We start from the raw sequence: 20,174 nt of genomic DNA on the forward strand, positions 1-20,174 counted from the left end.
TCAACACTCAACTCTATTGTTATGGCTACTGTTTACCAAATTCATCCCGACACACCCCAAGCACGCAAAATCGAGGAAATTAAGGATGCGCTTCGGAATGGAGCAGTCATGCTATATCCCACCGATACAGTGTATGCCATTGGTTGCGACCTCAACGTTAAGGCAGCAGTAGAGCGCGTGCGGCGCATCAAGCAGCTATCCAACGACAAGCCCCTCACCTTCCTGTGCCCTTCCCTCTCGAATGTGGCGCACTACGCCGTGGTGACAAATGAAGCTTATCGCCTCATGAAGCATTTGATACCCGGAACCTACACATTCTTGATGCCGGCAACTAAATTAGTGCCCAAGCTTGTGATGAACCCCAAGCGTAAAACCACCGGCATTCGCGTTCCCGATCATGCAGTGTGTCAGTCGTTGTTACAGTCGCTGGGCAATCCCATCATTTCTACCTCAGCTCACTTGCTGAATGATGATGAAACAAAGCCGGCGCTCGACAACCCCCCTGGGCGGGCAGAACTGTTTGATCGGCTAGAAAAATTAGTGGATGTGATCGTGGACAGTGGCCAAGAGCCAGGATATCAGGTTTCCACCATTTTAGATTTAACCGGCCCAGAAGCCGTGGTTGTGCGACAAGGTTTAGGATGGCAAGCCGTAGCTACTTGGGTGTCAGGCGTCAGCGAGTAGGGAATCAGGAATTGGGCTTTTCTCCCCCTCCTTCCCTCACTTCCTCACCCACTCATCACTCAGCACTCCCCTCACTTCTTTGCTCAGTATCCTGATGCGTGGGTTGCGAGAAGGAAGAGAAGCTTTGTATTCAGCGATACTAAGGCTCAAGCCAGACACGGTTGGAGAGCGCCAGCGACACAGAAAGGCGAGCAACCTCTAACTCACAAATGATTGAATCTACAGGCTTTTTTCGTTTAAGCTGACCAGCCGAATTCAATCACTACAATGACCTTTTTGAATCTCTTCTATAAATGTGACAGTTGTTGTGCCGGTTTGGGGAACGTAGACCAGTTGAGCAATCGTCCACTACACTGAGGGGTGAAACCCCCCATCTATCTAACTGGTTGGCAAGCGGTCTTTATGGCAGAGAGTGATTATCCAGCAAGGGTTTGCGCCCCTGGAGACGAGAGGGATTTCGGATATCCGTATAAGGCCGGCAAACAGTTACTTTCGAGGGTGGCAACTCGATATCGCATAGGTTGGGTTAGTGCCACAGCGGCGTCACCGCAGACAATGACAGTTTCATACAGTCGAAGAGTAGAAAGTTAAGAGACGGTGCGGCGGGTGAAACTCACTCCTCACACGCTTCCTCCCCTAACTGCCTACGACTTTATTACTGTTTGTCGCTACGGTGCGTCCCCAGAGGCAAAATCATGAACTCCCCACTTGCAAATTCCTTCTACCAAACTTCCAACAATTTCAGCATCAACCCTGCACCATCCGGTACTCCCAATAATGCTCCTCGGCAGGGCAACGAGTCAGAACCCCTAGAAATGAATTCCCTAGGAGGAATCGACACCCAAACCCTAGCCAACCAGCTTGTCCGGGAACTGCACGAAAAAATCCAATCATCTTCCAGAAGCGTGCCGGCAGTCGCCATGCGAATTGCCAAGGAAATCGAGCGGATTTGCCAAAAAAGCGCCCGCATCCAAAACTCCGGTCAAGTTCACTCTTGGCAGCAAGTCTTGGCACGGCACCGGATGCAAAAATGCCTAGATTACTATCAACTCGGTTCCAAACAAGGCCGCGTGGAACTGCACAGCACCCTCAGTTCAATGGTTTATCGCCATGTTGCCCCGTTACGCTCACGCTTGGGCTTTCAAGGCCGCTACAACCTGATCGAAGACTTCCTGCAAGGCTTCTATATGGAATCTTTACGAGCTTTCCGCCGGGAAAACCAACTCACTGAAGATTACACGCCGCGCACCCAGCTTGAACTGGCCGAGTATATGGCCTTTACCGAACACTTTGCCAAGCGTCGGATCAACTTGCCCGGTCGGGGTGCCCAACAGTTGGTGGTGCTGCGTGCTCAAGGGTTCGCCAACAACCAGCCGGCTGAGACAGTCCTTGATATTGAACAAGCGATTGAATTCCCCAAAGGCGAAGATGCAGAAGTGCAAAATCGCTCTCACGCCGCGCAACAAGTGCGAGAACAGATGATCTCCGAAACGATTGACCCCGCTGAGGCCGTTTTGCGGGATCGGGTTGTCGCCGAACTCGTACAATATCTGGAATCTCAAGGTCAATCGGACTGTGTAGATTACCTGGTCTTAAAACTTCAAGACATGGCTGCACAAGAAATTGATGAAGTCCTCAATCTGAGTTCACGTCAGCGGGACTACCTGCAACAGCGCTTTAAGTACCACGTTGAAAAGTTTGCTCGCTCTCACAATTGGAAACTGGTGCATCAGTGGTTGGGTGCGGATCTGGATCAAAATTTGGGAATGCCTCCCCAACAGTGGGAAGCGTTTATGAACAAACTCACCCCCCAAGACCGGCAGCTATTAGACCTCAAGCGTGCCCAAAAGAGTGAACAAGAAATTGCCCAAGTCTTAAAGTGCACGCCGAAACAGTTGCAAAAGCGCTGGACTCAGCTGTTAAACCTGGCCTGGGAAGCCCGCAACTCAGGACTGGTGACCGAATGATGAACAGCAAGCTAGGTTTGGATTTTGGATATTAAAATTATCCAAAATCCATAATCTAACCTCGCTTAACCCCAACGAAAATTAGAGTGAATTTGATCAGAACGAGAATCGAGCAATTGCTTTGCTAAGCCGACTTCGATAACTTTACCAGCCCCTAAAGTGACGACATGATCAGCAAGTTCCATCGCCTCTGAACGTGAATGAGTAACCAGTATAATGGGCAAATTCAATCGATGCTGAATAATTTTCAACTCCGCTCTCAGAGTAGCTCTCAACTCATCATCAAGGGCACTGAACGGTTCATCTAATAAAAGGATTTTTGGGTAGGGTGCAACAGCACGGGCAATGGCAACTCGTTGAGCCTGTCCCCCAGAGATTTGCCCCACCGGCAGATGCACCAAGTCTTGAAGTTCTAACAGCTCAACTAATTCTGCAATTCGCTGTTGGCGGTGGTGCCGGTGCCAGTGGTTTAACCCAAAACTGATATTTTCAGTAACATTTAGATGGGGAAATAATGCATAATTTTGAAAAACATATCCGACTTGTCGCCGATGCGCTGGTAAATTGATGCGCCGGTCTGTATCTAAAAATGTTGTCTCTGCTACTTTTATATAGCCCCAGTCTGGATGCATTAAGCCGGCGATCGCTAGAAGGGTGGAACTTTTTCCACAGCCAGACTGTCCAAATAGCACAATCAAGCCACTAGGAACCTCAAATTCAATATCCAACCGAAATGGAGGGGCTGTTGGGCCAGACGCATTAGACAACTTTTTGGTAAAGGCGACTTTCAGCATCCTATGGTCGCTCCCGTTTTAGAAATATTTCGATATATTAGACAAGAACCCACTCCTTTTGAGGCAGTCATGGCAGTCAATCTTGCTCAGGCTTCTGCTTCGCCCAAGCCGGCAGCACAGAATATGCCGGCACTAAAGCAAGTCTTTAAAACGATTCATGCAGAAAGTTGTCCGCGTTCTTATAACTTTCATATGCATACAGTCCACTCTGACGGCCAACTGCAGCCAGAGGTGTTGATTGAACAAGCCATCACAATTGGTCTTAAAGGGCTGGCAATTACAGATCACCACAGTGTTAACGGCTATAAGCTGGCTCAGCACTGGTTAGACCAATGGCAACAAAATCAGGAAGAATTGAAAGTGAATTATGAGAACAATCATTCTCATTCCTCAATTCCTAATTCTGAATGCCCACAAGCGCCCCACCTGTGGGTTGGCGTTGAAGTGAATGCTGATTTACTAGGATGTGAGGTACACATTTTAGGCTATGCTTTTGACCCAGAACACCTGAGTATGCAGCCTTATTTGCAAGGGAAAGGAGTACAGGGCAGTGATTATCAAGCCGGCTCTGTAATTTCTGCAATTCAGGAAGCTGGTGGTTTAGCAGTTTTGGCGCATCCCGCACGGTATCGCATCTCAGAAACTAAGTTAATTCCAGCGGCTGCTGAATTAGGGATTGATGGTGTGGAAAGTTACTACGCTTACAATAATCCAAATCCTTGGCGTACTAGCCCCAAACAAACTCAAGTGGTGGAACAATTTAGCGCTACTTACGGGTTATTAAAAACCTGCGGCACCGACACTCACGGAAAAAATTTGCTCCAGCGACTTTAAAGGCAAAATTAAAAATATACAAGGCAAAAGAAGAGATTTTTTCTTTTGCTTTTTTTGTAGGATTTACGGAAATAAAATAGAACTTTTTGAATTAGAACCGCAGATAATAGCGCAGCCTGCCGTTAAGCATAGCGTGCCGTTAAGCGCAGCGTGCCGCAGGCATAGGCATAGGCATACCCATACGCAGATAAGTAGGTTAAGTTGATACCCTCCGTTTCACTTCGCCGAACGCAGCGTCTCAAGTTCTTGTAGATAATAGTTTATCAACCCAACATCTTAAATTTTTGTAGATATAACAATACTAAATAGGTTGTTAGATTTCTAGTGGGCATCTTGCCCCTGCTGCAAGCTTTTGGAGGTACTGAGTATTAACCAATCACAGAGTAAGGCTATAACAAAAGTTGTTTGATTAAATAATCAGATTTTCAGAGCTTAAAAAACCACTTTTTTTTGTACATGAAATAAAGAATTAACCACCACAAAAAGACAGTGGTAAGGGCAAAAGCGAGGGAACCTTTCATTGCGCCGGCCCACGGTCGAAATAAGTTTTCGTAGAGCCAAGTATAAGTTGTGGGAGCGTCTTTACCGGCACCGATATGAGTCTTAATTAGAAAGCGGGCAACAGTACCAGAGGCGACAAAAAGGAAAATAGCATTCAACCCCATCACTTCAAATGGCCATGCCCACTTACGCCAGTTGCGGACTTCTAAAATATAGTACAAGCCGGCAAGCAACAGTAACGCCCAACCACTGGTAAAAACAACGTAAGAACTTGTCCAAAGCTGCTTATTGATAGGAAACACGAACCCCCACAAATGCCCGACAATTAGACAACAAAGGCCGGCAATCGCCAATTGCACACTAATTTCTGTTCGTACTTTGTGCCGGCGCAGCCACTCCCCGGTAAAGTAACCAATAAGAACACTGACGACGGCAGGAAGGGTGCTGAATAGTCCTTCGGGATCAAATCCGATGTCACGCTTTAGCAAGTGTGGAGAAGTGAGGATCAGCCGATCAAGATAAGCCGGCAAACTGCCTTCGCCGTGGGGAGAGAAGTTGCCGGCACCATATCCGGGTACGGGAATTTGTTGCATTAGCACCCAATATCCCAGCAGGATCACGGCTGCCAGCACCCATTGAGTTTTGCGCGGCAGATGCAGAATAATCGCGCTAGATATCAAGTAACACAAACTGATGCGCTGCAAGACGCCCATAATGCGAAGGATGCTGAAATCAAGGGGTTTTGTATTAAACAGCCAATCGAGAATTAAAGGAATAACGGCTAATAATAAACCAAGGGCAAATAGTAAGACACATCTGCGGACAATCCGCCTGTAAACGGCAGCAGTTGGGCGATTTTCTGGGGTGTATTTGGAAAGAGAGAACGCCATTGCCACACCGACAATGAAGAGGAAGAAGGGAAAAACTAAGTCCGTCGGGGTGCAACCGTGCCATTCTGCGTGTTTTAGGGGAGCATAAACATAATCCCAGCTACCCGGATTGTTAACTAAAATCATGCCGGTGATTGCAATGCCTCGAAACACATCCAGAGACATTAGGCGCGGGGATTGTTTTGGCGTGGGTAAAAATTGCTCGTCAGTTGTCATTCGTTGGTGCCGGTTTCAAGTCTTTTCCAGAATACGAGGCAAAATACCGCGCCGCCAGATAATATTTGCAGACTGAGTTGATATCTAGGCAGAATGAATTGCCCTAACTGCCGGCATAAAGCTAAAGCAACTGATTAAGTCTGTCAAGTTAATTAAATGAAATCGCTGGCGTATAGCAATGGAAGGAATAGTAATGACATTTAAAGCTAGTTGTAACACCGGCTTGGTTGAAGCATGGGTCGAGCAATGGCTTGTCCCCCAATTACACCCAGAGCAAGTGGTGGTGATTGATAATGCCAGTTTTCATAAGTGTGCGGCGATTCAACAAGCCATTGAGCAAGCCGGATGCACCCTGCTATTTCTGCCGCCATACTCCCCTGACTTAAACAAGATTAAGAAGTTTTGGGCACGGCTCAAGCACTACCTGTGTAAAACCCTAAACCAATTTGAGAATTTCTGGGAGGCCGTGGATAATGCCTTCAAGTCTTTGTCCTAACCAACCCTTCAACTGCAATAGCAGTCTCCCTAGTAGCTTCTCGCAACCGCTCCACATCACGCATTGGTGGTGCACCAAAGAGGCGCTTGTACTCCCGGTTGAAGTGCGAGGCATCGTCATAACCCACACGGTAAGCAGCACTGCTAGCATCAAGGTTTTGCCCCAGCATCAGACGGCGAGCCTCCTGGAGCCGCAGTTGCTTCTGGAACTGCAGGGGACTCATTGCAGTGACAGACTTGAAGTGATGGTGAAAGCCCGAGACACTCATTCCCAGCTCTCGTGCGATGCTTTCAATCCGAAGCGGCTGGTTAAAGTCTTTACGAAGTCGATCAACGGCTCTAGCAATTTGGTGGGTAGAGCCACCCAGAACTGCAATCTGATGGAGCCGATTCCCTTGCACTCCCATCAAGAGCCGGTAGATAATCTCCCGCTTAATCAGAGGTGCGAGCACATGCGCTTTAGCCGGGGAATCGAGCAACCTGACGAGCCGCACGACAGCATCTAACAGATCTACATCCAACGGACTGACGTCGATTGCTTTGACACTAGCACCCCTTTGGGCTGAGGGATAGCCTGCCTCAACCATGGCTGAGCCAACTAGAGTAGGGTCAAGATCGAAACGAAGACCCAGGTACGGTTTTTCCTGGGTTGCTTCTAGAATTCGGCTGGCAATCGGCAGTTCGACCGTCCCCAGCAAATAATGCATTGGGTCGTACTGATAGCGATCACTGCCTAGAAGGACTTCTTTGCTGCCTTGAGCAATCGCACAAAAGGCAGGAATAGACACACTATGAAAGCATTCCGAAGGGTAGGAGGCGCGATAGAAGTGTAATCCTTTCAGCGACTCGATCGCTCCATCTTGACGAATCGCTTGGGCAATTCGCTCCGTTAGTTCCTCTCGGTTGGCTTGCGCTCGGTCTGCCTCGCGCTTTGTCTGAAAGTCATTCATCAAGGCTCTACCAGACTTTTCACTCGTTCTTGCAGCGTTCATTTCTTGTGCCTGCTCAAATAGATTTATGGACACATCAAGGTAAAGACAAGGGTTTGGCAGCTAAGCCTGTATAAGAATCTAGCGTGACTTGAATTGAATCTGGTGCAAGGCGTGCAGGATTGTACAACCATCCTAGACAATCATCCTATTGCTTGCCTTTCAGGATTCATAGAATGAGGTTAAAGCAATGAAACGTGATTCCGGCTTCTTGTAAACGTCTGGATTTCTCTTCAAGAGAACACTCAAGTTTATTTAGTTAAGCGCTTCTTGCGATTGCACGAGAAGCCTCATCAAATCCACAGCAGGCATTGGTCGCTGTGGTCAAGCTTTGCATGGGCGTTGCACAACTATGGAGGAACAGAAATGAAACGGCTCACGATACCTGTCATGGCATTTTCCTTATTGGCTTTGGGGTTCGCCTAAGCTTCAATAGCTTTTATATCAGTACACCTGTATAGAACCCATTTGGGATCTTTTCTTAAAGCACAAGGGAGGCAGGAAAGCCGTTTGAAGCAACCTAACAACCAAGAGCTATAAAAGTATAGAGAAATTACTGCAAAAAAGATGAAACCCGGATAGGTATTAAGCTTGCGATTGCAGCAGAAGATGTCAAATGGGTTCTATAGAAGTTGACAATACTTAATCACAGTGGAAGTGTTTTACAAGGGTGGTAAAGTTTCAGTGGATAGAGTCAGTCAACCTTATTTCTAAGTAGCATCTATGAAGCGTCGTAACTTCTGCCTTTATTCAGCTTTATTTGTTGTGTCGGGCTGCACAACCGCTACGACACAATCCTCTAATCCTTTTCAGAGTCCCTCTCCCTTCAGCAAACTAGAGAAGTTAAGGTTTGCTGTTTCTGATGTCAAGGGTCTAGAAGATTTGAAAAAAGATTACGAACCGTTACGGTTACTTCTGACAAAGATTCTGGAAACCAAGGTAGAATTCGTTCCCGTAGACAGCTATATTGCAGTGGTGTCTGCTCTCCAACAGGATCAGGTTGACCTAGTATTTACAGGCCCGTCGGAGTATGTGGTGATGCGTGCCCGGACGAATGCGGTTCCCATTGCCGCCATTGAGCGGCAAAATTACTACTCGATCCTTGCAACTAGATCGAACAGTGGAATCAAGTCAGTGCAGGATCTAAAGGGCAAAACCATTGCCCTGTGGGAGCTTGGCTCAACTAGCGGCTATTTAGGCCCGATTAAATTACTGATTGATGCGGGATTAGATCCTAAAGTTGACGTGACCATCAAGCTTTTAGGCAAAAAAGGACTGCCTGCCTTAAAGAACGGGGATGTGGACGCTTGGGGCGGCGGCTTTGTGCGTCACGAAAAATTCCTGAAAGATGAAAAAATGACCGCAACTGACTTACCGATCTTGGCGAAAGGGGTTTCATTACCCTCCGATCCCTTTGTGTTGAATAGTAAGCTAGAAGCTGGTTTAGTAGCCAATATCCAGCAACGCATTTTTCAGAATCAAGCCGAGATTCTAGCAGTGATCGCTCCAGTCGATGGTGCTAAGTTTACAGGGGGCAAGATGATTGAAATTCAAGATACAGACTTTGACGTAATTCGGCAGGTCTATAAGGTCATGGGACAAGGCGCTTTCCTACAAGGTTAAGCAGAAAATGTAGGAGAATTCCCCTCGATTTGGCATGGTGTGTCCGGAACATCGATAAAGTTAGTTCCATTTGAAGATGGATTGACCCGGATATAAATAGGCTGAGAAGAGAAACTTTCCAGGTTCTCCCCTGCCAACGGGATACTAATTGTTCGAGGTGAAGCATGCAAACGTTTTTGAGAATTCTCCAGCCCTATGTAGGACGTTTAGGAATTGCTAAAAAAATTGCCTATGGATATTCTCTAGCCATTGGTGTAGCAGTTACAGGAGCAACAGTCGGGTTGGTGGTAGGTGATTATTATCAGCAACAAGCCCTAGCTCGATTAGAGATTGCCTATGAGCAAGAAGATCTAGTCGGCAGCTTAGCTAGGGAAACATCGGCGATTCGCGCCCATCCCCAACGGCTGATGATGGTGTTAGGCGATCCGATCTGGTTTGACTTGGAGCGATCTCGGCTATTAGGGCATGTTACGCAAATCCAAGCTCTCTCTTCTAAACTTCAGGAATTTATTGACCAGCATCCTACATCCCTGGTGATGCCCCAGCAGGATTTTCAGCGGTTCATCCAAACCTATCAAGCTACGACGACTGCCTATAAACAATGGGCAGAAATGACTTGGCAGCAGTTTCACCCTGCGGATCTTTCACAACCCTCCATATCCAAGGCCCAGCAAGATTTATTAGCAACCCTACGGAAAGACTCGTTCCTTACCTTAGAGATCAAGTTTGACCGCTTTACCGAACAACTGGATCGAAATCTCAAAGCGGCTCAAAATCAACGCTTAGTAGCCACCTCTGAGATGGAAGCAGCAGAAGCTCTACGCATAAAAATTATCCTGATCAGTATGGGCGGAGCCGTGCTGTTGGCCGTTGTCCTAGCAATTCTGACAGGTCGAGTTATTGCTCGTCCCATTGAAGCCATCACGAAGATTGCCCAACAGGTGTCGCGTGAATCAAACTTCACCCTGCAAGTTCCTGTCACCACCAAAGATGAGATGGGAACCCTGGCAATTTCGTTTAACAGCCTGATTCAACAAATAGACAAGTATACCCATGAGTTAGAGCTGAGCCGCGACACCTTGGAAGACCGAGTAGAGGCGCGAACGCAGGAACTTCAGCAAGCCCTTGACCATCTTCGGCAAGCCCAATCTCAATTAGTGCAAGCCGAGAAGATGTCTAGCCTAGGACAGCTTGTGGCGGGAGTAGCCCACGAAATTAATAATCCCGTCAACTTTATTCATGGCAATTTAATCCATGCCAATCAATACATCCAAGATTTACTGGAACTCCTTACCCTCTACGATCGCCAGTACCCTGATTCCACTCTGGATATCCAAACTAAAGTAGAGGATATTGATCTGGAGTTTTTACGGGAAGATTTACCGAGGATCTTGCGCTCTATGCAAGTAGGTACAGAACGAATTCGTGAAATTGTGCAATCGTTACGCAATTTCTCCCGTCTGGATGAAGCAGAAATTAAGACCGTTGAGATCCATGAGGGCATTGATAGCACCCTGATGATTCTCCAAGGTCGGCTCAAGGCTAATAGTCAACGTCCCACCATTCAAGTGCTCCGAGACTATGGTTCTTTACCGCTGGTAGAGTGCTATGCCGGACAGTTAAATCAGGTGTTTATGAACATTCTGACCAATGCGATTGATGCCTTGGAGGAACGGGATACGAAGCGATCGCCCACTGAATTAAGTCAGCATCCTAGTCAAATTACGATCCGGACTGAAGCAGTCGCGGATCAAGTGGTGATTCGCATTGCGGATAATGCGCTAGGGATGCCGGAAGAAGTTCAGAAGCGATTGTTCGATCCCTTCTTCACCACCAAAGCAGTGGGGAAAGGCACTGGGTTGGGAATGTCGATTAGCTATCAGATTGTCACAGAAAAGCATGGCGGGTCTCTAACCTGCATTTCAGAACTGGGACAAGGCACAGAGTTTGTGATTCAAATTCCGCAACCCGCCTCCCTATCTTTGGCCCGTTCATGAGCATTAGCATGAAGCAATGAGTCTGCCAAAATTTTAGGGGAGGGTTGAAAAACCCTCAAAAATAACCCCTCACCAACCCCAAAATTACAAATTCAGAATTGACAACCCCCTATGGATTGGCAGGAAGTAGCAGTAAACTGGGTTTTAATTCCCCCTCGATAGGTGGCGATTCTGCATTTTCTGGGGGGTGCCTTTGTGGCGACGGCTCCCCATGTCACCTATCGGTTGCTATTGGAGGATCTGAGTCGTCAAGGCTATGTAGTGATTGCCACGCCGTTTGTGAATACCTTTGATCACCGAGCGATCGCCCAGCAGGTGTTCCAAAACTTTAACCCAGGCGTAGAAACCCTCTAAGATGGGGGACTGTTGCAGAAGTGCCATCTCCCAATTTATGGGCTAGGTCACAGTATGGGCTGTAAGTTGCACCTCCTGATTGGCAGCTTAGCCAAAGTAGAATGAGCCGGAAATATCCTCATTTCTTTCAACAATTTCCCCGCTCGGAAGTCAATCCCCTTCCTAGATAAATTCTCCACTCCGTTTCCAGTGGAGTTTACCCCCTTGCCCTTGGAAACCGACGTAATCATTGCTGAACGTTATCAAATCCGTCGCAATCTGTTAATTAAATTCACCAAGGATGACCTGGATCAAACCCTAGGCTTATACGACATTATCCAAGACTGCTTTCCAGAGATGGTGACGCTCAAGCAACTCATCGGTAGTCATACGACTCCTCTAGGCCAAGATATTGGTTAGAAAGCAGGGCAGACTTTTACACCGTTGGATGCACTCGCTCTACCTCGCGCTTTGTCTGAAGGTCATTCATCAAGGCTCTACCAGACTCTTCACTCATTCTTGCAGTGTTCATTTCTTATGCCCGTCAGATAGATTTATAGGCCCATCAAGGTAAAGACAAGGGTTTAGCTGCTAAACCTGTAAGAGAATCTAGCGTGGCTGGAATCGAAATCGGTGCAGGTTTGCAGGATTGTACAACCATCCTAGACAATCATCCTATTGCTTGCCTTTCAGGATTCATAGAATGAGATTAAAGCAATGAAACGTGATTCCGGCTTCTTGTAAGCGTCTGGATTTCTCTTCAAGAGAACACTCAAGTTTATTTAGTTAAGCGCTTCTTGCGATTGCACGAGAAGCATCATCAAATCCACGGCAGGCATTGGTCGCTGTGGTCAAGCTTTGCATGGGCGTTGCACAACTATGGAGGAACAGAAATGAAACGGCTCACGATACCTGTCATGGCGTTTTCCTTATTGGCTTTGGGGTTCCCGCAGGCAGGGCATACACAAGTCTCATCTGGCGATCGCGCACAGACCGTGGAAATCACGCGGAATGGTTCGCAGCCTTCCACTGAAGGATCTGCCGAATATTTCACGGGTTCTGTCCGCATCAATCCTCTTTTTCCGGTGCACGATCCATCACGCGCCTCTGGCGCAAGTGTCACCTTCAAGCCTGGTGCGCGCACAGCGTGGCATACCCATCCCCTGGGGCAAACCCTCATCGTGACGGCTGGAGTTGGTTGGGTTCAGCAATGGGGCGGTCAAGTTCAGGAGATCAGACCTGGTGATGTCGTCTGGATTCCGCCAGGTGTAAAGCACTGGCACGGAGCTACAGCAACTACAGCCATGACCCATATTGCTATTCACGAACAACTCGACGGCAGGGTCGTGGACTGGATGGAACAGGTCAGTGACGAGCAGTACAGAGGAAGATCTTAATGCTTTTGAGATGGCGTGCCATTAAGGGAAAAAATTGTCAGAAAAGAATGCTGATTTTGGTTCTCGCCGTATTGATGTCCCTGAGTGACTCAGCCTGCCGTGCCGATAACAGTATGACCATCAGCACCCCGTCAAAGATACCAAATGAAATATCAACCGAGCGGGCAAACAGTATGAAGATAAACATCAAGGTCGGAGACAAAGTTGTGACAGCCACTTTGATTGACAGCAAAACCACTGGGGATTTTGTTTCCCTGCTGCCATTAACGCTGACGATGAACGATTTGTTTGGAAGAGAAAAGTTTGCCCACCTGCCGAGAGCGATTTCGCAGGAGGGAGAGCGAACCAAAACTTATGAAGTTGGAGATGTCATTTACTGGTCTCCTGGTCCTGATGTGGCTATTTATTATCGCCATGACGGACAGGAAATCCCCGACCCCGGCATCATCGTGCTCAGCAAGATAGATGCTGGCATCGAGGCATTTAATACCCCTGACTCTGTAGAAGTGACAATCGAGCTTGTTCCATCGCCATAAAGAGGGTGATCTGCCTGCACTGTGGACTGAATGGAACAGGTCAATGACGAGCAATACCAAGCACCAATATGAAGTACCGCTTCCTGATTGATATGGCCTCCCTTAAATCCGAATAACCGAGGTGAAGCCTCGCAGGATTAACAATTCAAACGCGCAAAGACAGGAAACAGCAATTTAGAAGTTTGCTTCGTCATTGATATGGCCCCGCTGAAGGCAGAGGCATCGAACCAAAGCTAATCCGCTAGATAAACCCACACAGATGGAGAACTCAATGAAAAACCGCATTCTAATACCAACCCTCTTGATTAGTGCAATCTGCACAACGGCGGCATTTGCACTTGACAAAACACACGTCTCGCGTAAGGTCTCCCAAGCACCCGTGCAGCAGTCCGCTGTGGTCGAGGGGGCGGACAACTTCTACAAGAGCGACAAGGTGACCATGCAAAAGGTGACATTCAAAAACCAATACAACATGCAGGTTGCCGGGAATCTCTTCATTCCCAAAGCCTTAAATCAGAACGCCAAGAATCCGGCAATCATTGTCGGGCACCCCATGGGCGCAGTCAAAGAACAAAGCTCGAATCTGTATGCCCAAAAACTGGCTGAACAGGGATTCATCACCTTGTCCCTCGATTTGTCCTTCTGGGGCGAGAGCGAGGGGAGTCCGCGAAACCTCATCGCGCCAGAGATTTATGCCGAGGACTTCAGCGCAGCAGTGGACTTCCTGGGCACCCGACCATTCGTGGACAGAGACCGGATCGGTGTTCTTGGGATTTGCGGCAGCGGGAGCTTCGTTATCAGCGCCGCCAAGATCGACCCCCGCATCAAGGTCGTCGCGACTGTGAGTATGTACGACATGGGCGCGGCGGCTCGCAATGGGCTTAGGAAGTCGGTGACCGCCGAGCAAAGGAAGCAGATGATCGCTGCGGCGGCGGAGCAGCGTTACGTGGAGTTCACGGGCGGCGAGACCGCCTACGTGGGTGGAACGACGAACGAACTGACGGCGAGCACCGACCCGGTTCAGCGCGAGTTCTTCGACTTCTACCGGACTCCCCGGGGCGAGTTCACACCGAAAGGCTCGTCTCCCGAGCGGACGACGAAGCCGACGCTGACCAGCGTCGTGCGGTTCATGAACTATTACCCGCTTGAAAGGATCGAGGAGATCGGTCGTCCGCTGCTCTTTGTCACCGGCACAGAAGCCCACTCCCGGGAGTTCAGCGAGGACGCCTACAACCGCGCTGTCGAGCCGAAGGAGATCGTCCGGGTTCCGAATGCGGGACACGTCGATTTGTATGACCGGGTGAACCTTATCCCCTTTGACAAGCTCACATCCTTTTTCACCCAACATCTGAAATAGGGTGAAGCAAGAAACAAGGTAAAAAATCCCATGAACAATCAGAACTTTACAGGCAAGGTAGCCTTTGTCACCGGAGCAGCAAACGGCATTGGTCGAGCTACAGCGCTAGCGTTTGCACGCGAAGGCGCGGCAGTGGTAGTCGCTGACATTTCAGAACAGGGCAATCAAGAAACGGCTCGTATGATTGAGGAACTCGGCGGACGGGCGATCGCCGTCAAGTGCGACATAACACGAACCGAGGACGTGAAGGCAGCCCTGGATCAGACCATTGAGACCTTCGGGCGACTGGACTTTGCCTTCAACAACGCCGGTGTGGAACAGAAGCTAGCGGCGGCGGCGGAACTGGATGAGGCGGAGTGGGATCGCATAGTCAACATCAACTTGCGTGGCGTGTTCCTGTGCCTGAAGCACGAAATCCCGCTGATGCAAAAGCTTGGGGGCGGTGCGATCGTGAATACCTCTTCAGGTGCTGGAGTCAAAGGCTTCAAAGGTCAAGCTGCTTACGTGGCTGCAAAGCACGGCGTGGTCGGACTGACCAAGGCAGCCGCTCTCGACTATGCCGCGCAGAACATTCGCATTAACGCTGTGTGTCCCGGAATCATCGACACCCCGATGATGGATCGCTTCAGCGGCGGCACTTCCGAAGGACAAGAGCGAGTGATCTCGCAGGAACCAATTGGCAGGATGGGTCAACCCGAAGAGATCGCCAATGCCGTCGTCTGGCTGTGTTCGGATGCGTCCTCCTTCGCCGTCGGGCACGCCCTGGTCATTGATGGCGGTCAAACGGTGTAGTGATGTTCCTCGCCAACCCGATAAAACCCTAAACGCACGACAACAAAGCATTGTCGCTATCGTCACCTTCACCGCCAAGGGCGATGACTCATATCGCTACTCAGAAGGTACTCGACGGCAAACCCGTGGACTGGCTGAAAAAAGTCAGCGACGAACAATACCAGGACAGATTCAAGAGCGAGTATAAGTAAACCAGCTTATCTTCCAGATTGGAGCATCAATATTATGTACAACGCCAAAGCTTACTCCGCAGCCAGTGCGACCGCACCGCTCGCTTCCGACACAATCGCACGGCGCGATCCAACCGAACATGATGTTCAGATCGAAATCCTTTTCTGCGGCATCTGTCACTCGGACGTCCATTCGGTGCGTAATGAGTGGAGCGACTTCATGTCTACTACCTACCCAATCGTCCCCGGTCATGAGATCGTCGGACGGGTCACTGAGGTTGGCTCGGCAGTGACGAAGTACAAGCCCGGTGATCTCGCGGCGATCGGCTGTATGGTCGATTCGGATAGTACCTGTCCCCATTGCAAAGCTGGCTTTGAGCAGTTTTGCCAAAATGTAATCTTCACCTACAACTCCCCAGACAAGCACAAGACTGCTCCAGTCACCTATGGTGGCTACTCTGATAGCGTCGTCGTCGATGAACGCTTCGTTCTGCGCGTTCCAGATAACCTCGCTCTCGCCGGGGTTGCGCCGCTCCTCTGCGCCGGCATCACTACCTACTCGCCTCTGCGCCACTGGGGCGTCACTAAGGGCAAGAAGGTCGGCGTAGTAGGTCTTGGCGGGCTGGGACACATGGGCGTGAAGTTCGCCCGTGCGTTCGGTGCCCACGTTGTCGTCTTCACCACCTCGCCCGCTAAGACGGAAGATGCGCTCCGCCTCGGTGCCCACGAAGTGGTGGTCTCCCGCAATGCCGACGAGATGCAGAAGCACGCTGGTAGCTTTGATTTCATCCTCGATACCGTCTCCGCCAATCACGACATCAACGCCTATCTCAACCTGCTTCGCCTTGACGGCAACATCACTCTTGTCGGCGCACCCGAAAAGCCAATGGATATCGCGGCATTCAGCCTGATCGTGGGTCGTCGGAGTCTCTCCGGGTCTATGATCGGTGGAATTGCCGAAACCCAGGAGATGCTCGACTTTTGCGGCGAACATAACATCACAGCCGATGTTGAAGTCATCCCCATCCAAAAAGTTAACGAAGCTTACGAAAGACTGCTCAAGTCCGATGTGAAATACCGCTTCTGTATCGATATGGCATCTCTTAAATCTGAATAACCGAGTGGAACCTCGAAGGAGTAATACCCAATTCGGTTAATTGTGACTCTTTTTTTGGGGAGTGTACAGTCGGCAATTCGGGCGGGTGTGTCTGTCGCACCCGATTTTTGGGTCGCTAACCCTAATCGGATTTGGCATTACATCCTTTAACAGCAATCCAAACAGAAACCGCAGATAAACGGATAGTTCGTTCATCTGCGGTTTAATAATGAGTGCCGTCGGCTTGGTTCACGCACGGCACCGATAGCCAGCAAAAATACTTAATTTATCAGCAGGTTTTGCTGATCACCCGCACACGCCCTTGCACATCTAAATACCGTACCTTGCAACCTCCTGGTAGCTGCACCGAACCGACGCTTACAGGAGAATGACGAACTAATCTTAATTCTTCAGGATATCTGGGCTGGGGGTCGTTCTCTAACCAGATGGGCGGCACCATCATGGGATCATACTCAGCGATTGTATGGACAACACCAGGACGCTGTTTTAGCTCAACCTTTTGGCCAGTGCGATATTTAATCACTTCTTCCTGGTCTAAATCTTCATCCATCCTGATTTGTACCGCAACCATAACTTCTTCCTCACCAAGCTGACTATCTATTATTAACTTAACGGTTAAATATGAAAAAGTCATAAAGACTTATAAATTTGTTACGAACGTTACTGTTTTTTTTTGAGAGTATCTAAATATAAGAAATTCTTAACATCGCCATAAAAAATAGGAAACCCTTACATGGTAAAGGTTTCCTGAAAATTAATGAACCAGGGAATAGGACTTAGGGAGATCGAGCGATTAAAGATTACTCCAGCAGAAACTTGACAAAAATACTTTAATCTGGAGTAAGAGATTTATCCTCATTTTCACCGGCAGCAGAACGATAAAAGCTCCAAACTTCCAGACTGAGAATACAAGTCAACAGCCATACCAAGCCGGCTGAATATCCTGCAACCACATCAGTTGGCCAGTGAACGCCTAGATAAAGCCGGCTTAACCCAATCGCCGCAATTAACCCAATGCTTAGCGTTACAATCAACCAGCGCCACCGGGGAAAGCGATTTGCCACCAAAAACCCAATTAAACCGTAAATCACCATCGAAACCATTGCATGACCGCTAGGGAAACTGTATTGACCCACATCAATCACGCGATCCCACAAAGCCGGCCTGTCACGGGAAAATAGAACTTTAAGCAAATAATTTAAGCCAACTGCGCCGGCTGCCGCAATCACCAAAGTTGTAGCTTCCGTCTGGCGCTTGAGGATTAGCAACAAAACTCCTAAGCCAAGACAGATTACCAGCAAAAAAGTCGGTTCCCCCAAAAACGTCACACCAAGCATCAATTGATCCAGCAGCGGAGTGTGGGAGCGCTTCAGAGCGAGTAAAATTGCCGTGTCAATCGCTTGGGTTTCCTTATCGAGCACTTCATCAGCGATTTGGACAAAACCCCACATCGCGAAGGCGGCAACCAGCAGTCCTACAATCCGAATTGTTGAGAGCAATGATAAAAGCTTATAACGCATGATGTGCAGTATTTAGGGGGTTGCATGGGTGAGTCGTCTACAGCAAATTAGCCCAAACTTGGGCAACACCGGCTCTTAGCCAGCCTTCTTTCTCCGCAGTGCGGCTGTAGGCGTTTGGCTGGCCGAAAGCGGTTATCGCTTTTATTCATCCTGCCGAAAAACTTAGCAGATTGACCACACCGGCACGCGCTTCAATCTTGGCTTAAACGAAACCTGCTTCAACAACCTTCGTCAAAGCTTCCTACCCAAATGGTCATAGCGACAATGATTCCAGTATCCAAAAAACATTTTTTTATCTTCCTTCTCACCATTGCGCTGTCCAGTCTGCCCAGCTGCCTTGGTCAACAGTCAACGACAATAGCAAAACCGGCAGCCACCTCAGCACCCACGATCACTCAATCCAATGCAAAACCGGCAGCCACCTCAGCACCCACTATCGCCCAATCGAATCGTGATTTCCAATTAGGTATCCCTATTGACTGCGAGCTTGGCAAAGATTGCTTTATCATGCACCATTTAGACCGCGATCCAGGCCCAGAAGCCGTAGATTTTAATTGCGGTCGCTTAACCTATGACGAGCACAATGGCACAGACTTTGCCATCCCCGACGAAAAGACGATGGCTGCCGGTGTTGCCGTCAAAGCCTCAGCAGCCGGTAAAGTGCTGCGAGTACGCGATGGAGAACCCGACCGGCGAGTTGAAGATCAGACGACCAAACAAGCTGTAGAAGGCAAAGAGTGTGGCAATGGTGTCGTAATCGAACACGCTAACGGTTGGCAAACTCAATACTGCCACCTCCGCAATGGTAGCGTGGTTGCCCAAGCGGGAACCCAGGTTGAAAAAGGCGCTGTATTGGGCATGATCGGCTCATCAGGCTTAGCTTCCTTCCCCCACGTACATCTTAGTGTTCGTTACCAAGGTAAAGTTGTAGACCCCTTTGTTGGGCCAACTGATGAAACCGGCTGCAAAATCGAGGCGCGCCCGTTATGGGATCAACCCATTGCTTATACACCCACCGGCCTGATCCGTGCCGGCTTTTCCACTCAACCCCCTAAAATGAATGATCTGTGGGAAGGACGCTTTACTGAGACAACGTTCCCACAAGATAGTCCTGCCTTATTATTTTGGGTGCACGCCTATGGCGTCCTCAAAGGAGATACTCAGCAAGTCCGGATATTTGCTCCTGATGGTAAAGTCATTGTGGACGACAAACGAGAGATTAATGAATCAAATCGGGTGTGGATGAACTATGCCGGTAAACGTAACAACAAAGAGCGTCCCTTGATTCCAGGCGTCTGGCGTGGCGAATATCAGTTGATGCGGGGTGATCGCGTATTAATTGATGTGAAGCGAGAAGTCGAACTCCAATAATTTTAAGCGCTCAATGGTTTACCATTTCAGACGATTTACACCAATTGCACTGACAATTGCTATAAACTCAACCGATGCCGCTATCAGTTCTTCTTCACAGGTTTAATTTGCACCGTGCTAGCCCCTAATGACTGGATCGGTATCATTTTCCGGCTCGGCCTTGCGATGCTTTTCGGTGCCGGCATTGGTTGGGAACGTCAACTCAAGGGAAAACCGGCGGGTTTAAGAACACATATGCTGGTTAGCCTCGGGGCCGCAATTTTTGTGATCGTCCCGCTCCAACTCGGAACCGCTGAAGATGTTTCCGACACTATCAGCCGGGTGATGCAGGGAGTCTCAACCGGCATAGGTTTTCTTGGGGCTGGGGAAATTATTAGCCAGTCTCAGCAGGAAACTGGAAAGTTTAAAATTCGTGGCTTAACCTCAGCGGCAGCAATTTGGGTTTCAGCGGCTTTGGGGGTTGCTGCCGGTTGTGGTCTATGGCAACTCGGAATAATCGGGGTCACCCTATGTTTATTGATTCTCAGAATATTTAAGCTACTAGAAAAGTGATGCGGGCATGGGGCATGGGGCATGGGGCGCTCAAAACTC

Annotated in this window: 19 protein-coding genes and 1 pseudogene; 15 read left to right on the forward strand and 5 right to left on the reverse strand. The window is 48.9% G+C overall.

Annotated elements, in window-relative coordinates; all coding sequences use genetic code 11:
• Positions 1-21: 21 nt before the first annotated feature.
• Both H6F56_RS04650 and H6F56_RS04655 read left to right on the forward strand, forming a co-directional pair.
• On the forward strand, positions 22-684 hold the full coding sequence (locus H6F56_RS04650; RefSeq protein ID WP_190665675.1) for an L-threonylcarbamoyladenylate synthase: 663 nt from the start codon (positions 22-24) through the stop codon (positions 682-684).
• Between the two features lie 695 nt (positions 685-1,379).
• Positions 1,380-2,651, forward strand: coding sequence for a HetZ-related protein (locus H6F56_RS04655; RefSeq protein WP_190665676.1), 1,272 nt, complete (start codon positions 1,380-1,382; stop codon positions 2,649-2,651).
• Positions 2,652-2,716: 65 nt separating this feature from the next.
• On the opposite strand, the gene H6F56_RS04660 is transcribed toward H6F56_RS04655, so the two are convergent.
• Positions 2,717-3,445, reverse strand: coding sequence for an ATP-binding cassette domain-containing protein (locus tag H6F56_RS04660; RefSeq protein ID WP_190665677.1), 729 nt, complete (start codon positions 3,443-3,445; stop codon positions 2,717-2,719).
• 69 nt (positions 3,446-3,514) lie between these two features.
• On the opposite strand from H6F56_RS04660, the gene H6F56_RS04665 reads away from it, so the two are divergent.
• Complete coding sequence (locus H6F56_RS04665) at positions 3,515-4,279, forward strand: PHP domain-containing protein (RefSeq protein WP_190665835.1); 765 nt, start codon at positions 3,515-3,517, stop codon at positions 4,277-4,279.
• A 425-nt stretch (positions 4,280-4,704) separates the two neighbouring features.
• Here the strand turns inward: H6F56_RS04665 and H6F56_RS04670 are convergent, their stop codons facing one another.
• Positions 4,705-5,886: an acyltransferase family protein gene (locus H6F56_RS04670; RefSeq protein ID WP_190665678.1), complete on the reverse strand. Its 1,182-nt coding sequence runs from the start codon at positions 5,884-5,886 to the stop codon at positions 4,705-4,707.
• A gap of 193 nt (positions 5,887-6,079) precedes the next feature.
• Between H6F56_RS04670 and H6F56_RS04675 the strand changes: the two genes are divergently transcribed.
• Positions 6,080-6,382: a transposase gene (locus tag H6F56_RS04675; protein WP_190665679.1), complete on the forward strand. Its 303-nt coding sequence runs from the start codon at positions 6,080-6,082 to the stop codon at positions 6,380-6,382.
• Here the strand turns inward: H6F56_RS04675 and H6F56_RS04680 are convergent.
• Positions 6,366-7,373 carry an AraC family transcriptional regulator gene (locus tag H6F56_RS04680; protein ID WP_190665680.1) on the reverse strand — a complete coding sequence of 336 codons (1,008 nt, stop codon included), beginning with the start codon at positions 7,371-7,373 and terminating at the stop codon, positions 6,366-6,368. The genes H6F56_RS04675 and H6F56_RS04680 overlap by 17 nt on opposite strands.
• Positions 7,374-8,093: 720 nt before the next feature.
• Here H6F56_RS04680 and phnD point away from each other — a divergent pair.
• From phnD to H6F56_RS04725, 9 genes and pseudogenes are all read left to right on the forward strand, one after another.
• The gene (gene phnD / locus H6F56_RS04685) at positions 8,094-8,993 is read left to right on the forward strand and encodes a phosphate/phosphite/phosphonate ABC transporter substrate-binding protein (RefSeq protein WP_190665681.1); all 900 of its coding nucleotides are present in this window, start codon (positions 8,094-8,096) and stop codon (positions 8,991-8,993) included.
• Positions 8,994-9,157: 164 nt separating this feature from the next.
• Entirely contained in the window at positions 9,158-10,990 is a 1,833-nt protein-coding gene (locus H6F56_RS04690) for a sensor histidine kinase (protein ID WP_190665682.1), read from the forward strand.
• Between the two features lie 162 nt (positions 10,991-11,152).
• Positions 11,153-11,743, forward strand: a pseudogene (locus H6F56_RS04695) (DUF1350 family protein).
• Between the two features lie 665 nt (positions 11,744-12,408).
• Positions 12,409-12,720: a cupin domain-containing protein gene (locus H6F56_RS04700; protein WP_309236437.1), complete on the forward strand. Its 312-nt coding sequence runs from the start codon at positions 12,409-12,411 to the stop codon at positions 12,718-12,720.
• Positions 12,720-13,256, forward strand: a complete 537-nt coding sequence (locus H6F56_RS04705) for a cyclophilin-like fold protein (protein ID WP_190665684.1) — start codon at positions 12,720-12,722, stop codon at positions 13,254-13,256. Before H6F56_RS04700 ends, H6F56_RS04705 begins: the two co-directional genes overlap by 1 nt.
• Before the next feature lie 271 nt (positions 13,257-13,527).
• The gene (locus H6F56_RS04710; RefSeq protein WP_190665685.1) at positions 13,528-14,613 is read left to right on the forward strand and encodes an alpha/beta hydrolase; all 1,086 of its coding nucleotides are present in this window, start codon (positions 13,528-13,530) and stop codon (positions 14,611-14,613) included.
• 30 nt (positions 14,614-14,643) lie between these two features.
• Complete coding sequence (locus tag H6F56_RS04715) at positions 14,644-15,405, forward strand: SDR family oxidoreductase (protein ID WP_190665686.1); 762 nt, start codon at positions 14,644-14,646, stop codon at positions 15,403-15,405.
• On the forward strand, positions 15,386-15,592 hold the full coding sequence (locus tag H6F56_RS04720; protein ID WP_190665687.1) for a hypothetical protein: 207 nt from the start codon (positions 15,386-15,388) through the stop codon (positions 15,590-15,592). Before H6F56_RS04715 ends, H6F56_RS04720 begins: the two co-directional genes overlap by 20 nt.
• A 38-nt stretch (positions 15,593-15,630) precedes the next feature.
• The gene (locus H6F56_RS04725; RefSeq protein WP_190665688.1) at positions 15,631-16,692 is read left to right on the forward strand and encodes an NAD(P)-dependent alcohol dehydrogenase; all 1,062 of its coding nucleotides are present in this window, start codon (positions 15,631-15,633) and stop codon (positions 16,690-16,692) included.
• 268 nt (positions 16,693-16,960) lie between these two features.
• Here H6F56_RS04725 and H6F56_RS26110 read toward each other — a convergent pair whose 3' ends face one another.
• The gene (locus H6F56_RS26110; RefSeq protein WP_190665851.1) at positions 16,961-17,326 is read right to left on the reverse strand and encodes a hypothetical protein; all 366 of its coding nucleotides are present in this window, start codon (positions 17,324-17,326) and stop codon (positions 16,961-16,963) included.
• A 196-nt stretch (positions 17,327-17,522) separates the two neighbouring features.
• Complete coding sequence (locus H6F56_RS04735) at positions 17,523-18,212, reverse strand: phosphatase PAP2 family protein (RefSeq protein WP_190665689.1); 690 nt, start codon at positions 18,210-18,212, stop codon at positions 17,523-17,525.
• Positions 18,213-18,476: 264 nt separating this feature from the next.
• Between H6F56_RS04735 and H6F56_RS04740 the strand changes: the two genes are divergently transcribed.
• Positions 18,477-19,583 carry a M23 family metallopeptidase gene (locus H6F56_RS04740; RefSeq protein WP_190665690.1) on the forward strand — a complete coding sequence of 369 codons (1,107 nt, stop codon included), beginning with the start codon at positions 18,477-18,479 and terminating at the stop codon, positions 19,581-19,583.
• Positions 19,584-19,697: 114 nt separating this feature from the next.
• Complete coding sequence (locus tag H6F56_RS04745; protein WP_309236438.1) at positions 19,698-20,135, forward strand: MgtC/SapB family protein; 438 nt, start codon at positions 19,698-19,700, stop codon at positions 20,133-20,135.
• The last annotated feature ends 39 nt before the right edge of the window (positions 20,136-20,174 follow it).

Origin of the sequence: Microcoleus sp. FACHB-672, assembly GCF_014695725.1 — a bacterium.
Lineage (GTDB): Bacteria > Cyanobacteriota > Cyanobacteriia > Cyanobacteriales > Oscillatoriaceae > FACHB-68.

Excerpts from the sequence above, each read along its gene's own strand:
- H6F56_RS04650 (WP_190665675.1), top strand. The coding sequence starts at position 22 with ATGGCTACTGTTTACCAAATTCATCCCGACACACCCCAAGCACGCAAA.
- H6F56_RS04665 (WP_190665835.1), top strand. The coding sequence starts at position 3,515 with ATGGCAGTCAATCTTGCTCAGGCTTCTGCTTCGCCCAAGCCGGCAGCA.
- H6F56_RS04705 (WP_190665684.1), top strand. The coding sequence starts at position 12,720 with ATGCTTTTGAGATGGCGTGCCATTAAGGGAAAAAATTGTCAGAAAAGA.
- H6F56_RS04670 (WP_190665678.1), bottom strand. The coding sequence starts at position 5,886 with ATGACAACTGACGAGCAATTTTTACCCACGCCAAAACAATCCCCGCGC.
- H6F56_RS04715 (WP_190665686.1), top strand. The coding sequence starts at position 14,644 with ATGAACAATCAGAACTTTACAGGCAAGGTAGCCTTTGTCACCGGAGCA.
- H6F56_RS04740 (WP_190665690.1), top strand. The coding sequence starts at position 18,477 with ATGATTCCAGTATCCAAAAAACATTTTTTTATCTTCCTTCTCACCATT.
- H6F56_RS26110 (WP_190665851.1), bottom strand. The coding sequence starts at position 17,326 with ATGACTTTTTCATATTTAACCGTTAAGTTAATAATAGATAGTCAGCTT.
- H6F56_RS04710 (WP_190665685.1), top strand. The coding sequence starts at position 13,528 with ATGAAAAACCGCATTCTAATACCAACCCTCTTGATTAGTGCAATCTGC.
- H6F56_RS04735 (WP_190665689.1), bottom strand. The coding sequence starts at position 18,212 with ATGCGTTATAAGCTTTTATCATTGCTCTCAACAATTCGGATTGTAGGA.
- H6F56_RS04720 (WP_190665687.1), top strand. The coding sequence starts at position 15,386 with ATGGCGGTCAAACGGTGTAGTGATGTTCCTCGCCAACCCGATAAAACC.
- H6F56_RS04725 (WP_190665688.1), top strand. The coding sequence starts at position 15,631 with ATGTACAACGCCAAAGCTTACTCCGCAGCCAGTGCGACCGCACCGCTC.
- H6F56_RS04675 (WP_190665679.1), top strand. The coding sequence starts at position 6,080 with ATGACATTTAAAGCTAGTTGTAACACCGGCTTGGTTGAAGCATGGGTC.
- H6F56_RS04655 (WP_190665676.1), top strand. The coding sequence starts at position 1,380 with ATGAACTCCCCACTTGCAAATTCCTTCTACCAAACTTCCAACAATTTC.
- H6F56_RS04660 (WP_190665677.1), bottom strand. The coding sequence starts at position 3,445 with ATGCTGAAAGTCGCCTTTACCAAAAAGTTGTCTAATGCGTCTGGCCCA.
- H6F56_RS04690 (WP_190665682.1), top strand. The coding sequence starts at position 9,158 with ATGCAAACGTTTTTGAGAATTCTCCAGCCCTATGTAGGACGTTTAGGA.
- phnD (WP_190665681.1), top strand. The coding sequence starts at position 8,094 with ATGAAGCGTCGTAACTTCTGCCTTTATTCAGCTTTATTTGTTGTGTCG.
- H6F56_RS04680 (WP_190665680.1), bottom strand. The coding sequence starts at position 7,373 with ATGAACGCTGCAAGAACGAGTGAAAAGTCTGGTAGAGCCTTGATGAAT.